This is a genomic window from Streptomyces sp. NPDC049585 (assembly GCF_040675615.1).
In the GTDB taxonomy this organism is placed as follows: domain Bacteria; phylum Actinomycetota; class Actinomycetes; order Streptomycetales; family Streptomycetaceae; genus Streptomyces; species Streptomyces luteosporeus.
Map to the genome: position 1 here is coordinate 44045 of NZ_JBFAPE010000016.1, position 13709 is coordinate 57753.

A 13709-nucleotide genomic window follows, 5' to 3' on the forward strand; every position below is an offset into this window, starting at 1 on the left:
CGTGGCCCGCCGGCGGGTTCCTAGCCTTGTCCCCGGCAGCCGTGGTTGCAGTTGCTGTTGTCGACCAGTGGGGTCGCGGCTGCCGACAGCTCCTGTACCTGCCGGGCGAGTTCCCGGTTCTTGATCACGACCCGGCCGGAGTCGTCGATTTCCACATCGTCGGGCGTGAGCCCGGCCAGGACCTCGGAGAGCGATGGCGACATCTCGTTCCCTTCTTCCGGGAGGCTGGTGCGTCCAGGATGGTGACGTCAGGCGCCGCCGCCCGCCGTCGCGGCCGCCTCGACGGCTGCGCCGAGCGCGCGGAACGGGGCACGGGGCAGAGCGCGGCGTGGGCTGCGGCGCCGCACGTCCGCGTACCAGCAGTGGTCGGTCAGGCGACGGTGCTCCCGCTCCCACGCGCCGGCCGAGGGATGGGCGGGAGCCAGGCGCAAGGCCGTGGTCAGGAAGGCGAAGCGCAGGGGCTGGTCGTCGTGGACGGCGCAGATGTCCAGCCCTCGCAGACATGCGGCCAGCGCGTAGCGCGGTTGCTCCAGGTGTTCCATGAGCACGCCGAGTCTCCTGAGCTGCCGCAGCAGCGTGGGGGCGTCCTTGGGGCGGCGCGGCTCGACGTTCGTCAGGAACGCCACGGCCGCGAGCGCCCGGTCGAATGCCGCCGTGCGCTCTTGCGACAGGATCAGGCCCGTGACCTCGTGGAGGCGGAAGGCCGCCTCGTCGTAGGCCGAGGAGGGGTCCGCGCGACCGGCCCGGGCAAGGGCCTGCCGCGCTTCGCCTTGCTGCAGGAGCCCGAGGATCTCGCCTTCGGTGATGAATCCGTGCCACCGCTCGGGAACGGCCCGCCGCAGGGAGGAGATCACCGCGGGCAGTTCCGCGCAGCGGGGAGGGGTCAGGTACGCCTTGATGCTCTCCAGCGCGTACACGTTCCACAGGACGCCCGGCAGGTCGGGTCCGGCGCCCGTCACGGCGGGCCAGGATTCCGCGGCAATGCGGCAGGGGCCCAGCACGGCGGTCCGCCGGCGGGAGAGGCACTCGGCGAGGCGGAAGTGCGCAAGCGCCCTGTCGATGTCGCCGCACAGGGCGTGCAGCCGGCCGATGTTGATCCACGGTTGAACGGCGTGACCGAGGATCCCGGCGTCGGAGCAGTCCCGGGCGCGGTGGGCGACCCAGGCGAGCTGGAACTCGCACAGGCGCATGGCCTGCGCCATGTCACCGGTGGCGGCGATGACGAAGCTCGCCTTGTTCATGCAGGCCGACACGGCGTCGAGCCGGCCCGGGGTCGAGGCGGAAGCGGGCTTGAGCTCCTCGAGTTCCCGGCACAGGTCCTCGGCCCATGCCTCGAGCTCCGGCCGCAGCAGCCGGTCGTGGTGGCGCAGGAACTCCCCGGGGACCGGCACCGTCCCGGCAGGGGGCGCCATGTCAGGTACGCCTTCGGGGCGCCGGGCCGATCTGCAGCAACGGCGGCGCACCGAGTGTCAGGCCGTCGGCAGGGCAGTGCAGGACGTCCCAGTCGGCGCTCTGCCAGCCGCGCAGCCACGGGTGGAGGCGGTCGTTGCGGAAGGCGAGGGTTCCGTCCGGGCGCAGCCGGCCCAGGTCGTTGGCCGGGTCGGTTAGGGAGACCGTGCACTTGGCGAGCCTGCCGTCGGCCCGGACGACCAGGGAGTTGGCGCGCGCCGCGTAGCACACGGGAACGCCGCTGACGCGGCCGGCGGTCCTGTGCCCGTCCTCCCCCGTCCGCAGGATCGCCTCCAGCCGGGCGAGGATCTGCGACTGGCTTCCCTTGTCGATGATGTCCATGGTGGCGTCGTGGGGGCCGCCGAGCCGCTCGACGGGCTTGAGCAGGACCGAGAACCGCCGGTCGGCCAGGAAGGTGTCCCGCAGCAGGGCGAGGAAGTCCGGCATCGCCGCCAGGTTGCCGGGCGTGAGGTGGACGCGCAGCACGACGGCGACCGGTGCGTCGCCGTCGCGGACGGCCAGGAGGTTGCGCCACAGCCGGGCGTACGATCCGCGCCCGTCGGCCCGCACCCGGGTGCGGTCGTGCATCTCCTCGGGCCCGTCGAGGGAGACCTGGAACTCGCGGATGCCCAGGCGCGCCAGCCGGCTCACCATGGCCGCATCGAGCAGGTAGCCGTTGGTCGTCATGCCGCCGGTGTACCGCAGCCCCGGTCGCCCGGCCTGCCCGGCGACGACGTGGCTGCTGATGTCCTCGACGATGTCCGCCGCGAGCAGCGGTTCGCCGCCGAACCACGAGAGGTGCAGGGTGCGCAGGTCGTCCAGGCGCCGGTCCAGAAGGCGCTTGACGCCCTGGACGACGGGCGGGCTCATCCTGCCGATGGAGAAGTCCTCGTAGCAGTAGGTGCAACGGAAGTTGCAGTGCTCGGTGGGCAGGACGATCAGGTGGAAGCTGTCGTTGCGCAGGGAGGAAGCGCGCTCCTGTGCGAAGACCCTGCGGCGTTCTTCGCTCTCGGAGGCGGCTGCGGGATTCACCCTTGCCCTCGGCACCCGTGGTTGCAGTTGTCGTTGTCGACCAGCGGGGTCGCGGTCGCCGAGAGTTCCCTCACCTGTTGGGCGAGTTGCTGGTTCTTGATCACGACCCGGCCGGTGTCGTCGATGGCGACGTCGTCGGGCGTGAGCCCCGCCAGGACCTTCGCGAGTGCGTCGGACATGCCCTGCCCCTCCCTGGCGCCGGCGCTCGGCATGACGGCGGCGCATAAGAAGGATGTACTCCCGGGCCGGCCGTCCGGGAATCACCCATTCGGGTGCATCGAGGGTGAACCGGACGCAGCCCGCCGTACCTCCTCGTATCGCCCCATCGCTATCTGCGCGAAGTGCCGCAGCGACTGCGTGCCCGGGGTGAAGTAACCGCTGTGGCCGTGGGCGCCGGTGGAGGGGACGCTCAGGGCGCCGAAGGCGCCGGAGGTGGGGTCGGCGCCGTGGCCGAGGCCGAAGAGGCTGACGTTGGGCACGTCGCCTATCCAGTCCTCCCCGTTGCGGCGGGTGGCCCAGACGCGGGCGCCGGTGTGCAGGGCGGCGGCGGAGTCGGCGTGCACACCGGGGCTGGCGAGGACGACCAGGTCGGCGGCCTCGGCGGCGCCCAGGTGCGGGGCGGCCAGGCCGCAGACGACGGAGCCGTAGCTGTGGCAGAAGAGGGCGGGCGCGACGTCGCCGCCGAGGGCCGCGAGTCCGGCGAGGAAGCGGTCCAGGCGCGGGGCGCCGGCCTCGGCGAGGCGGCCGGTGGCGGCGTCGATGCCGACGCCGACGGGGGTGGTGTAGCCGGCCCAGGCGATCACCGCGGTGGGCGCGGCGGGGTCCTGGCGCGCCATCTCCGCGCGCAGGGCACGGGCCATGCCGGCCGGGCTGTCGTAGCGCTGCTCGCCGCGGTCGAAGGTGGCCAGGTCGGTGTCGGAGCCGGGCACCACGACGGCGGTGTGGCGGGCGGCCGTCCAGTCGCCGTACACCTCGGCGAGCTGGCCGCGGCCGCGGGGGTCGAAGGCGAGGATCTGCCGGCCGGGGGCGAGCAGGCGGGCGTAGCGGGCGGCGCGCCCGCGGGCCTGCTCGCGCTCGTGGGCGGCCAGGGAGCCGTCGGTGGAGCGGGCCAGCTGCCGGTCGCGTTCGGCCGCGATGGCGAGCCGGTTGGCGGCGTACCGCAGAGCGACGGGGGCGCCGTCGAGGTTGCCGACCACCAGGGGGTGACGGGTCGCCAGCTGCTGCTGCCGGGTGGCGTCGAGGGAGGCGAAGAAGCGGGCGACCTCGCGCGGGGTGGCGGTGGCCGGGTCGGGCAGGGGCCGGTGCAGCACGTCGTCCGCGCGCCACGCGGCGCTGCCGGCGGGCGGGCCGGTGACGGCGTCCTGCTGATCCCCGGCGGCCCAGCCGGCGGTGCCTGCCATGGCGGTCGCCGCGAGGGCCGCGGCGATCAGGGTGCGCTTGAGGCGGCGCATGGGTGGTTCTCCCTCGTCTTGCCGTGCTGACGAGGGGAAACGTAGGGAGCAGGTGACTGACGCCGCGTCACTCCACGGTGCTGTCCGGCAGGTGATACCCAGGTATGACAGCGGTGTCCGCAGCGCGACTACGGTAGGGCGATGATCTTCGAATCCCGCATCCGGACCCTTGCCCCCGATCTCGTACTGCGCCCGGTGACGGAGGACGACGCCGAGGCCATGGCCCGCGCGTACCGCCGGGAGCGCGAACACCTGCGGTCGTGGGAGCCGGTACGTGGCGAGGCGTTCTTCACGGCGGAGGGCCAGGCCGCCCGGTTGCGGGATTTGATGGAGCTGCGCGCGGCCGGCCGGTCGATGCCGTGGGTGCTGGCCGAGGACGGCGGCACGGGGCCCGGCTCCGGCGAGATCGTGGGCGTGGTGAACCTCAACAACATCGTCCACGGCGCATGGCGCAGTGCCAACCTCGGGTACTGGGTCGCGGCGGCCCGCACGGGCCGGGGGCTGGCCTCCGCCGCGGTGGAGGCGGTGTGCCGGGACGCCGACGAGCACCTCGGTCTGCACCGCGTGGAGGCCGGTACGGTGCTCGCCAACGCCGCCTCGCAGCGGGTGCTGGCCCGGTGCGGCTTCGAGCGGATCGGCGTCGCCCCCGCCTATCTGCACATCAACGGCGCCTGGCAGGACCACGTCCTCTTCCAGCGGATCCTCAACGATCGCCCGCCTGCGCCCGCTGCGTGAAGCGCCGCGGCGCCCGCCCACCCGCTGGGGTGACAACGCCCGCCCACCGGTAACGGATGATCGCATCAACCGTTGATCGCAACGCCTGCCGCGCCGTGGACGGTCGCGGCCACGGCCGATGCCCGATCCATGGGTGGCCGTGGCACGGCTGTTACACAACGGCAGGCAAACCGGAGGTTACGACTCATACGATCAGCGTCTTGTTCGACGGGCGATTGATCATCATCGCCCTTTTCCATGCACGCGCCGGCCCGCCCGGCGGAGGGGGACGCGTCCGTGCCGGCACGAATAGCACGTCGTCGCATGCTCGGCGCCGGCGGCGGTCTGCTCCTGGGGGCGGGCGCGATGAGCGGCGCCTGGCAGTGGCTGGCCCCCGAGGCACCGCGGGAGCGGGGGGCGGGGCACGCCGCGGCGCGCCCCGCCAGGACGGCACCGGCCGAGGCCTTCGTGCACATCATGGCGCACGCGGACGACTCGCTGTACTTCATGAACCCCGAGCTGGAGCAGTCGCTGCGCAGCGGCGCGCCCGCGGTCACCGTCTGCATGACCGGCGGAGAGTCGGACGGGCGCAACGCGCTCACGCGCACCCCGGGGTACGCCCGGCTGCCGCAGAAGCGGCCGGAGTTCGTCCGGGCGCGCATCAACGGGCTGCGCGAGGCCACCGCCCGCATGGTCACCGGCGACTGGCTCAGCCCCTGGAACGTGGAGCCGCTGACGCTGCTGCCGGGTTTCCAGGTCGAGTTGCAGACGCTGCGGGCCGCACCGCAGATCCAACTGATCTTCATGGAGCTGGTGGAGGCACGGTACGTGCGGGTGCCGCGCCGGGAGAGCCTGCGCGGCCTGTGGCTGGGGGCGACCGAGCAGCTGCCCACCCTCGTGCCGGCGGGAAGCCCGATCCGGCGCACCCAGCGCTGCACCCGGCAGCAGGTGATCGACGCGCTGACGGCCGTCCTGGAGCGCTACCGGCCCACCGTCGTGCGCACGCTGGACCCGACACCGACCCACCTGCCGAAGCAGCCGGACTTCCCCGGTGCACCGGCGGTGCTGCGCGGCCTGGCCTTCCACGACCACCAGGACCACACGGCCTCGGCCCGCTTCGCCCAGGCCGCCCTCGCCCAGTACTGGGGCCGGCCGCACGCCCGGCCGACCGCCGTGGACGCCTACGTCGGCTACGAGGTGGCCCTGCTGCCCGACAGCCTCGACCGGGCGGCCACCGCGCACAAGGTGGAGATACTCGACGTCTACGGCTGGGCCGACGGCAGAGACTGCGGCGATGCGGCGGGCTGCGGCGACCGCAAGATCGGCAACCGGTCGAAGGACATCCGCTGGTCCGACAACCTCCGCCACCGCGCCCCGGGCACCCAGCGCTGGGCGCAGGCGCTGCCCGACGGACGGCTGGCCGCCTTCGCCGTCCTCGACGGCGAGGCGCAGTGCTGGACGGAGACATCGGCGGGCAGCGGCATCTGGTCGCCGCCCGTGCCGGTCGGCGGCTCGATGCTGGAGGGCCAGGTGCAGGCGCTGCGCCGGCCCGACGGCACCTTGGTGCTGTTCTCCGTGCGCACGGTGCTGCCGCGCCCGGGCGTCGCGCACCGGCGGGAGGTGATGACGGCGGTGCAGCAGGGCATGGCCGGCGGCGCCCCGGCCTTCGGGCCCTGGCGTTCGCTGGGCTCGCCCGAGGACGACCCGGAGCGCTCGCTGGAGGTGGGGCACCCGGTCGCGGTGGCCGGCGCGGACGGCACGCTGCGCGTCTTCGTCAAGGACTGGGCCGGCGGGCTCGTCTCCCGTACGTGCAGCCCGGAGGGCCGGTGGTCGCCGTGGGAGGCGCCGGCCGGGCAGGACGACCGGCCGGCGGTGCGCATCGAGGACGCGCTGGACGCCGTCGTCGACGGCCGGGGCCGGGTGCACGTGGTCGCCGCCGACGCCCGCACCGTGCAGCACTGGATCGGCGACGGGTCGGGCGCACCCCTGCGCCCGGCCGGGCCGACGCGGCTGCCCGCGGCGGGCGCGCCGCCGGCCCTGGCGGCGCTGCCGGGCGGCGGCGTGCGCCTTGCGATACGCGAGGCGGGCACCGCCCGGGTGCTGCTCTTCGACCGCCCCGCGGACGGCACCTGGCGCCCGGTCACGTCCTGCGAGCCCGTCGGCGGCCACGGGCGGGTGGCGCTCTCGGAGGAGGGCGGCACCACGGTGCTCGCGGCGCGGGACGGCGCGGGCCTGGCCCGGCTGTCGGCCGGGCCGGGCCGCCCGGGCCCCTGGCGGGAGGGGGGCGTCCCGCACCGCGGGACGCCCGCCCTGGTCCGCGACGCCCGGGGGCGTACGGTGGCGGTGGTGCTCGGCATGGACGGCCGGCTCTCCAGTGCCCGCTCCCGGGTCACGGGCGGTGTGCCGTTCGAGGAGTGGGTCTCCCACGACGGCACGAGCGACCTGCAGACCTCGTAGGGCCTGCCAAGGCCTGCTCCGGGGCCCGCTCAGGCCTTGGTGACGTCCTGGTGGATGACCTGTTCGGCGTTGCGCTCGGCGAGTGCGGTGATGGTCATGAAGGGGTTGACGCCGATGGAGCCCGGGATGAGCGAGCCGTCGGTGACGTAGAGGTTGCGGTAGCCCTTGACGCGGCCGTACAGGTCGGTGGCCTCGCCCAGGACGCAGCCGCCGAGGGGGTGGTAGCAGAAGTCGTCGGCGAAGTTCTTGAGCCGGGCGCCGAAGAGGTCGTAGCGGTACATGGTCGTGTTGGCTTTGTTGATCCGGTCGAACAGCGACCTGGCGGCCTCGACCGCGGGCGCGTTCTGCTCGCGCTTCCAGCGCAGGGCGGCCCGGTCGGTGGCGGCGTCGTAGACGAAGGTGCCGCGCTCGGGGTTCTTGGTGATGGCCAGGTACAGACTGACCCAGGTCTCCAGGCCGGCGGGCAGCGGGGCGATCTCGGCGAAGACGGGGTGCTCCGGGTTGTCCCAGTCGTCGATGCCCAGCGCCGGGATGGTGGCCTGCTTGGTGCCGGTGGGGTTCCAGATGTGGTTGGCGCGGGCGGTCATGATGTTGCCGTTGGGGCCCCAGCCCTTGCCGATCTCGGGGCTCAGTGCGGGCAGGGTGCCGGTCTCCCGGGCGCGCAGCAGCAGTTCGGTCGAGCCGAGGCTGCCGGCCCCGAGGAACAGGTAGGTGCAGGAGATCTCCTTGGTGGCCAGCACCGCCCCATGGGCGTCGCTCTCCTGCACGCTCAGCAGGTACGCGCCGTCGCTGCGCTGCCGAATCGTTTTGACCTGGTGGAGGGTGGCGATGGTGACCTTACCGGTGCCCAGGCCCGCGGCCAGGTAGGTCTTGTCCAGGCTCTTCTTGCCGTGGTTGTTGCCGTAGATGACCTCGGTGGCGAGCGCGGACTTCGGCACCTCGCCGGCCGCCTCGCGCTTCATGTACTCGAAGTCGTAGACGTTGGGGACGAAGGTGGTGCCCAGGCCCGCCTTCTCCGCCTGCTTGCGCGAGACGCGGGCGAACTTGTACCACTCCGTCTCCTCGAACCACTGCTTGTCGATGTGGTTGACCCCGAGGGCGGCATTGGCGCGCGGGAAGTAGCGCTCGTACATCTGCGCCGCGTCGACCTGCGGCAGGACCTCCTCGAAGTACGCGCGCCGCGGCATGACGGCCATGCCCCCGTTGACCAGGGAGCCGCCGCCGACGCCGCGCCCGACGTAGACGGACATCTCCTCGAAGGCGACCCGGTCCAGGACACCGGCGTAGGGCGTGATGTTCTTGTTGACCACGTCCAGCCACAGGAAGCTGCCCAGCGGGGCCTCGGTGCGGTTCTTGAACCAGGTGGAGCGCTCGTCGGGCTTGAGCATGCCGGGGAAGACATTGCCGTCGGCGCCGGGGGCGTCCCACTGCCGGCCCATCTCCAGCATGAGCGTCTCGACGCCCGCCTCCCCCAGGCGCAGCGCCGTGACGGCGGCGCCGTAACCGGTGCCGACGACCACGGCCCGCACGTGCCGGGGCCCTTCCGCTCCGGCGCCCTTGGCGCCTACGGCCGTGGCCGCGGCCGCGCGGCTCGCGGTGGTGATGGTGGTGGCCCCGGTGAGGGCGGCAGCGCCGAGTGCCGTCATGCCGAGCAACCGGCGACGCGACAGGTGCTGGTCTACCACGGGAGGTACCTCGCCTTCCTGGCGGCTGGTGAGCCTGGTGAAGCTCACACTGTGCCCACCGGCACGACAAGGAAAGACCTAGACATGGGTTCACTCGGGCCCCGGAACCCTGTTTTCGACCGGAGTTGAGCGTTCGCCCGCCTGATTGATTCGAGGATGAACGACGCTCGCGATGCTGATATGTGCGGGACATATGACTGCTGTACGCTCCGGGCCGTTCACCGACACCACCGGAGCGAGCTGTGCAGCCGCACGTGGATCGACTGGAGCGACCTATGGACACCGCCGCCCTCCGCCCGGGCCACGCCGCCGTCGTCCCCTGGCCGAAGACCCTGAGCGCCCCCGCCGACGGAGCGCTCGACCTGTGGCTGCTGCACGTCCCCGATCCCTGGCTCGCCGGTGCCGTCCTCGACACCTCCCCGCTCGACGAGCAGGAGCGGGCACGCGCCGCCTCCTTCGTGCACGCCGTCGACCGCGCCAAGTACGTCGCGTCCCACCTGATGCTGCGCCGGCTGCTGGGCGCGTACCTGGACCGGCCCGCCGGCGAGGTGGCGTTCGTCCGCGAGCCCTGCCCCTGCTGCGGGGCGCCCCACGGGCGGCCGGCCCTCGCCGGCGACGGCCCGCACTTCTCCCTCTCGCACGGCGGCAACCTCGTCCTCGTCGGGGTCGCCGCCGCGCCCGTCGGCGTGGACACCGAACAGCTGCCGGCCGCCCACACCGTCGGCCAGGTGGCCACCGCCCTGCACCCGGACGAACAGCGCGAGGTGATGTCCGCCCCCGCCGTCCGCCGCGCGGCGGTCTTCACCCGGCTGTGGGTGCGCAAGGAGGCCTACCTCAAGGCACTGGGCACCGGCCTCGGCCGCTCCCCCGCCCTGGACTACCTCGGCAACGGCGGACCCGGCACGCCCGCCTGGCCCGCCGGCTGGACGATCGTCGACGTCCCCGTGGGCGCGGGCCACGCGGCGGCCGCGGTACGGGGACGGATCGGCAGCCGGTACGACGTGGCGCGGCTGGACCCGCAGGAGCTGGCGGCCTGACACCGGTCGCCCGCCGGCGGGCTCAGCCCAGACAGGTGATGTGCACGAGAGTGACCGTGTCGTCGCCGATCAGAACCACACCGGCCGTACGGCCGTGGGCGATGGTGCGCATGGTGCCGTCGTCCACCCCGTACGCACTCGAATGGGCGATCGGATCGGCGAGGGCGTCCAGGAGGCACACCGCGAGGTCGCGACGCGCCTCGTCGGGCAGGCTCTTGTAGGAGGCGTGCAGGCTGGGATCAAGGCTGAGCCGGTAGGTCACGCGGCACCCCGGCGCCCGCGGCGCCCGGTGGCGGCGCGCAGCTCCTCGGGGCTGATCTCGACCAGGCCGGCCGTGTAGGTGGCCGGCAGCCGGCCGTTGTCGTGCACCAGCGCCCGCAGCTGCTCCAGCCGGGGCCGCTCGGCCTCGAAGTCCTCGATGAAGGCCACCCACCGCTCGATCACCGCCGGCAGCTCCCGTACGTCGGTGAAGGTGACCTCGCGCAGGAAGGTGGCGCGCAGCTCGGGGTGCGGCAGGGCGTGACCGATGCTGTCGATGGTCCACATGTGCGGGGTGCTCACGGGCCCCACCCTAGCCCGTCGGCGCGCCTGCGGCCGGGCACGCCGCGACGGCGTGCCCGGTCCACTCGGCCGGCGGCTCGCTCAGCAGCGGACGAGGCCCGTGTACTTGTAGTAAGGGGCGAAGACCACGGACTTCTTGTCCTCCACCGTCTGCCCGGGCTGCAGCTCGTAGCACCCCCACTGCAGGGCGTCGTTGGCGTAGGTCGGCCGCACGCGCTGCACGGTGGTGCACTTGTTGCTCATGTGGACGGCCGCGTACATGTCCATCATGTTCCAGCCGTAGCCCTCGACACAGCTCGGCGCGGGCTCGGCCGTGGCGGCCTGTGCCGTGCCCTGTCCCGTCACGGCGAGCGTCAGGCCGCCGGCGGCGACGGCGAGCGCGGCGAGCGTGGTCTTGAACTTGACTAAGTTGCCCATGACTTCTCCTTGGAATGGGGCGGAAAACACCCTCATTCAAGGAGGAATCACGGACAACGGCCAGGCTGATTCAATGAGTTCGAAGCAGGGCCTCTCTACTGTCGCCGTCGAGGGCCTGCCCCGCCGCGGCCCACATCACGGACGAGGCGAGCAGAACCGCGGTACTCAACACCCATGCCGTCGCACGCCTTTTGACCATGGCCCCTGCCTACCCCGGCCGGCCGCACCCGCCTCCGGCGCCCGGCAGCACTCCGCCCGCGCGCGCCAGCCTCGCGCGCGAGCCTTCGCCACCCTCACCACGCCTGAACGACACAGCCGGGGGGTACTGACAGCCCGTGACGAACTGCACCGCTGCCAAGGCGCGCGTCTTCGCCATGCTGGACGCCGACGGGGACGGGGTCATCTCGCAAAAGGAGTACCTCGCCCGCACGGAGAACGTGGTCCGGGCGACCGGGCGCCGGCCGGACGACCCCCTGGTCGCGGCCGCCCGCTCGGCCGGCGCCCGGGCGTGGGCGTCGATGGACGCGGACGGCGACGGCGGCGTGACCTTCGAGCAGTACGCGGCCTGGGCGGGCGCCGAGGCGTTCGACACCGTCTGCAGGCCCACCCTCGGCCTGCTGTTCGACCTCGCCGACACCGACGGCGACGGCACCGTCGACCGCACGCAATTCCTGGCCCTGCGCGAGGCCCTGGGCAACCCTGCCGGCAACGCGGAGGCCGCCTTCGAGGCGCTGGACACCGACGGCGACGGCCGCATCACCCGTGCCGCGTACCTGGCGGGGATCCGTGCCCACGTCACGGGCGAGGGTTCGGCCATGGGCGCCGCCCTGTACCGACCCGGCGCCGCCGACCGACCGCCGCCGGTCAGCGGATCGGCAGGCCCGACAGGGCCCGGGCGATGACCAGGCGCTGGATCTCGCTCGTGCCTTCGAACACGGTGTAGATGGCCGCGTCCCGGTGCATGCGCTCGACCGGGTACTCACGGGTGTAGCCGTTGCCGCCGAGGATCTGCATGGCCTGGGCCGTGACCGCCTTGGCCGTCTCGCCCGCGAAGAGCTTGGACATCGAACCCTCCGCGGAGGTGAACCGCTTGCCGGTCGCGGCCATCCACGAGGCGCGCCACACCAGCAGGCGGGCCGCGTCGATGCGGGTGCGCATGTCGGCGAGCTGGAAGGCGACGCCCTGGTTGTCGATGATGGGGCGGCCGAACTGGACGCGGGTGCAGGCGTAGTCGAGGGCCACCTCGTAGGCGGCGCGGGCGATGCCGACCGCCTGGGCGCCCACGGCCGGGCGGGAGGCCTCGAAGGTGGCCATGGCGGCGTTCGCGGCGCGCTCGGCGCCGGCGGTGCGCGTCCGCTCGCGGGCGCGGGCCAGGCGTTCGTCGAGCTTGTCCTTGCCGCCCAGGAGGCAGTGGCCGGGCACGCGGACGTCCTGCAGGACGACTTCGGCGGTGTGGGAGGCGCGGATGCCGTGTTTCTTGAACTTCTGGCCCTGGGTCAGGCCGGGGGTGCCCGGCGGTACGACGAAGGAGGCGTGGCCGCGGGCGCCGAGCCCGGGGTCGACGACGGCGACGACGACGTGGACGTCGGCGATGCCGCCGTTGGTGGCCCAGGTCTTGGTGCCGCTGAGGACCCATTCGTCCTTGGCCGCGTCGTACACCGCGCGGGTGCGCATGGCGGCGACGTCGGAGCCGGCGTCGGGTTCGGAGGAGCAGAAGGCGGCGATCTTCACGTCGTTCGCGTCGCCGTACATCTGCGGAACCCAGGTGCCGACCTGCTCCTCGGTGCCGTTGGTCAGGACGGCGACCGCCGCGAGTGCCGTGCCGGAGATCGCAAGGCCCAGGCCGGCGTCGCCCCAGAACAGCTCCTCCATGGCCAGCGGGATGCCCAGACCGGTGGGGTCGAAGAACTGCCGGGCGTAGAAGTCCAGGGAGTACAGGCCGATCCGGGCGGCCTCCTGGACGACGGGCCAGGGGAACTCCTCCCGTTCGTCCCATTCCGCCGCGGCGGGACGCATGACGTCGGCGGCGAAGCCGTGGATCCAGTCGCGGACGGCTTCCTGATCGTCGTTCAGCTCCGGCGTGAACTGCGTCATGACCCCTCCCAGCATGCGCTACCTCCGGTAACCGCAGTATGTTACCCATCGGTAAAGCCTGTCAACGGCACGCCCGTCCATTCCATAGCGTGGAGCGGGTGTTACGTTGCGCAGGCATTTTGAATCACCGGGGCGGGGAGGCACCTCATATGGAGACCAGTCAGCAGACCACTCAGCGGGAGGAACAGCAGCGCGCGGCCGAACAGCGGCGCAAGGAACTGCTGGAGGCCGCGGACCGGGTGGTGCTCAGGGACGGCCCCGGCGCGTCGATGAACGCCATCGCCGCGGAGGCCGGCATCACCAAGCCGATCCTCTACCGGCACTTCGGCGACAAGGGCGGGCTGTACCGGGCGCTGGCCGTCCGGCACACCGACGCCCTGCTGTCGGGTCTGCGAGCGGCCCTGGACGCGCCCGCCGAGCGGCGCGAGCGTGTCGAGGCCACGCTCGACACCTACCTTGCGGCCATAGAGGCCCGGCCGCAGGTCTACCGCTTCCTGATGCACCCGGCCGACGAGAGCCAGCCGACCGAGCAGGGCTTCGACGTCGGCCGGCACTCCGCACCGCTGCTGCGCCGCCTCGGCGAGGAACTGGCCGAGGTCATAGCCGAGCGCGTCGACCTCGGCCCGGACGGGGAGGGGCTGGCGCGCTCGTGGGGACACGGGATCGTGGGCATGATGCACGCGGCCGGCGACTGGTGGCTGCGCGAGCGGCCCTGCCCGCGCGCGGACTTGGTGCGCCACCTCGCGGATCTGCTGTGGGGGCGGCTCGCCGTCTCGGGCGACCGCGCGGACGGGCCGGGGTTCTGACCCGGC

The 13709-nt window shown here is 73.1% G+C and carries 15 protein-coding genes; 5 read left to right on the top strand and 10 right to left on the bottom strand.

Translation table 11 applies throughout. The annotated features are described in order from the left end of the window. Positions 1–20: 20 nt before the first annotated feature. From AB0K17_RS18105 to AB0K17_RS18125, 5 genes are all read right to left on the bottom strand, one after another. Positions 21–203: a hypothetical protein gene (locus AB0K17_RS18105; protein WP_365965779.1), complete on the bottom strand. Its 183-nt coding sequence runs from the start codon at positions 201–203 to the stop codon at positions 21–23. 45 nt (positions 204–248) lie between these two features. Beyond that, complete coding sequence (locus AB0K17_RS18110; protein WP_365983528.1) at positions 249–1412, bottom strand: hypothetical protein; 1164 nt, start codon at positions 1410–1412, stop codon at positions 249–251. 1 nt (position 1413) lies between these two features. Then, positions 1414–2481: a radical SAM protein gene (locus AB0K17_RS18115; RefSeq protein WP_365983529.1), complete on the bottom strand. Its 1068-nt coding sequence runs from the start codon at positions 2479–2481 to the stop codon at positions 1414–1416. Further along, the gene (locus AB0K17_RS18120) at positions 2478–2660 is read right to left on the bottom strand and encodes a hypothetical protein (protein ID WP_365965782.1); all 183 of its coding nucleotides are present in this window, start codon (positions 2658–2660) and stop codon (positions 2478–2480) included. Before AB0K17_RS18120 ends, AB0K17_RS18115 begins: the two co-directional genes overlap by 4 nt. Before the next feature lie 81 nt (positions 2661–2741). Continuing rightward, a complete protein-coding gene (locus AB0K17_RS18125) occupies positions 2742–3932 on the bottom strand; it encodes an alpha/beta hydrolase (RefSeq protein ID WP_365983530.1) in 1191 nt (396 codons plus the stop codon). A gap of 141 nt (positions 3933–4073) precedes the next feature. Between AB0K17_RS18125 and AB0K17_RS18130 the strand changes: the two genes are divergently transcribed. Both AB0K17_RS18130 and AB0K17_RS18135 read left to right on the top strand, forming a co-directional pair. After that, entirely contained in the window at positions 4074–4667 is a 594-nt protein-coding gene (locus AB0K17_RS18130) for a GNAT family N-acetyltransferase (protein ID WP_365983532.1), read from the top strand. Positions 4668–4970: 303 nt separating this feature from the next. Beyond that, positions 4971–7103, top strand: a complete 2133-nt coding sequence (locus tag AB0K17_RS18135) for a PIG-L family deacetylase (protein WP_365983533.1) — start codon at positions 4971–4973, stop codon at positions 7101–7103. Positions 7104–7132: 29 nt separating this feature from the next. On the opposite strand, the gene AB0K17_RS18140 is transcribed toward AB0K17_RS18135, so the two are convergent. Further along, positions 7133–8749, bottom strand: a complete 1617-nt coding sequence (locus AB0K17_RS18140) for a GMC oxidoreductase (protein ID WP_365983566.1) — start codon at positions 8747–8749, stop codon at positions 7133–7135. A gap of 314 nt (positions 8750–9063) precedes the next feature. Here AB0K17_RS18140 and AB0K17_RS18145 point away from each other — a divergent pair, with 314 nt between their 5' ends. After that, complete coding sequence (locus tag AB0K17_RS18145; RefSeq protein WP_365983535.1) at positions 9064–9825, top strand: 4'-phosphopantetheinyl transferase superfamily protein; 762 nt, start codon at positions 9064–9066, stop codon at positions 9823–9825. A gap of 22 nt (positions 9826–9847) precedes the next feature. Here AB0K17_RS18145 and AB0K17_RS18150 read toward each other — a convergent pair whose 3' ends face one another. From AB0K17_RS18150 to AB0K17_RS18160, 3 genes are all read right to left on the bottom strand, one after another. Continuing rightward, on the bottom strand, positions 9848–10087 hold the full coding sequence (locus tag AB0K17_RS18150; RefSeq protein ID WP_344438792.1) for a hypothetical protein: 240 nt from the start codon (positions 10085–10087) through the stop codon (positions 9848–9850). After that, a complete protein-coding gene (locus AB0K17_RS18155; RefSeq protein ID WP_365983536.1) occupies positions 10084–10386 on the bottom strand; it encodes a hypothetical protein in 303 nt (100 codons plus the stop codon). The genes AB0K17_RS18150 and AB0K17_RS18155 overlap by 4 nt, the downstream gene beginning before the upstream one ends. Positions 10387–10467: 81 nt before the next feature. Further along, positions 10468–10803 (bottom strand): hypothetical protein, encoded by a 336-nt coding sequence (locus AB0K17_RS18160; RefSeq protein ID WP_365983537.1) that lies wholly within the window; start codon positions 10801–10803, stop codon positions 10468–10470. Between the two features lie 335 nt (positions 10804–11138). Between AB0K17_RS18160 and AB0K17_RS18165 the strand changes: the two genes are divergently transcribed. Continuing rightward, complete coding sequence (locus AB0K17_RS18165) at positions 11139–11705, top strand: EF-hand domain-containing protein (RefSeq protein ID WP_365983538.1); 567 nt, start codon at positions 11139–11141, stop codon at positions 11703–11705. Here the strand turns inward: AB0K17_RS18165 and AB0K17_RS18170 are convergent. Further along, positions 11668–12897 (bottom strand): acyl-CoA dehydrogenase family protein, encoded by a 1230-nt coding sequence (locus tag AB0K17_RS18170; RefSeq protein WP_365965790.1) that lies wholly within the window; start codon positions 12895–12897, stop codon positions 11668–11670. The genes AB0K17_RS18165 and AB0K17_RS18170 overlap by 38 nt on opposite strands. A gap of 149 nt (positions 12898–13046) precedes the next feature. Here AB0K17_RS18170 and AB0K17_RS18175 point away from each other — a divergent pair, with 149 nt between their 5' ends. Beyond that, positions 13047–13703: a TetR family transcriptional regulator gene (locus tag AB0K17_RS18175; RefSeq protein ID WP_365965791.1), complete on the top strand. Its 657-nt coding sequence runs from the start codon at positions 13047–13049 to the stop codon at positions 13701–13703. The last annotated feature ends 6 nt before the right edge of the window (positions 13704–13709 follow it).

What these genes read in the sequence shown, in the direction of transcription:
- AB0K17_RS18105 (WP_365965779.1), bottom strand. Translation starts at nt 203, where the DNA reads ATGTCGCCATCGCTCTCCGAGGTCCTGGCCGGGCTCACGCCCGACGAT.
- AB0K17_RS18110 (WP_365983528.1), bottom strand. Translation starts at nt 1,412, where the DNA reads ATGGCGCCCCCTGCCGGGACGGTGCCGGTCCCCGGGGAGTTCCTGCGC.
- AB0K17_RS18120 (WP_365965782.1), bottom strand. Translation starts at nt 2,660, where the DNA reads ATGTCCGACGCACTCGCGAAGGTCCTGGCGGGGCTCACGCCCGACGAC.
- AB0K17_RS18125 (WP_365983530.1), bottom strand. Translation starts at nt 3,932, where the DNA reads ATGCGCCGCCTCAAGCGCACCCTGATCGCCGCGGCCCTCGCGGCGACC.
- AB0K17_RS18130 (WP_365983532.1), top strand. Translation starts at nt 4,074, where the DNA reads ATGATCTTCGAATCCCGCATCCGGACCCTTGCCCCCGATCTCGTACTG.
- AB0K17_RS18135 (WP_365983533.1), top strand. Translation starts at nt 4,971, where the DNA reads ATGCTCGGCGCCGGCGGCGGTCTGCTCCTGGGGGCGGGCGCGATGAGC.
- AB0K17_RS18140 (WP_365983566.1), bottom strand. Translation starts at nt 8,749, where the DNA reads ATGACGGCACTCGGCGCTGCCGCCCTCACCGGGGCCACCACCATCACC.
- AB0K17_RS18145 (WP_365983535.1), top strand. Translation starts at nt 9,064, where the DNA reads ATGGACACCGCCGCCCTCCGCCCGGGCCACGCCGCCGTCGTCCCCTGG.
- AB0K17_RS18160 (WP_365983537.1), bottom strand. Translation starts at nt 10,803, where the DNA reads ATGGGCAACTTAGTCAAGTTCAAGACCACGCTCGCCGCGCTCGCCGTC.
- AB0K17_RS18170 (WP_365965790.1), bottom strand. Translation starts at nt 12,897, where the DNA reads ATGACGCAGTTCACGCCGGAGCTGAACGACGATCAGGAAGCCGTCCGC.
- AB0K17_RS18175 (WP_365965791.1), top strand. Translation starts at nt 13,047, where the DNA reads ATGGAGACCAGTCAGCAGACCACTCAGCGGGAGGAACAGCAGCGCGCG.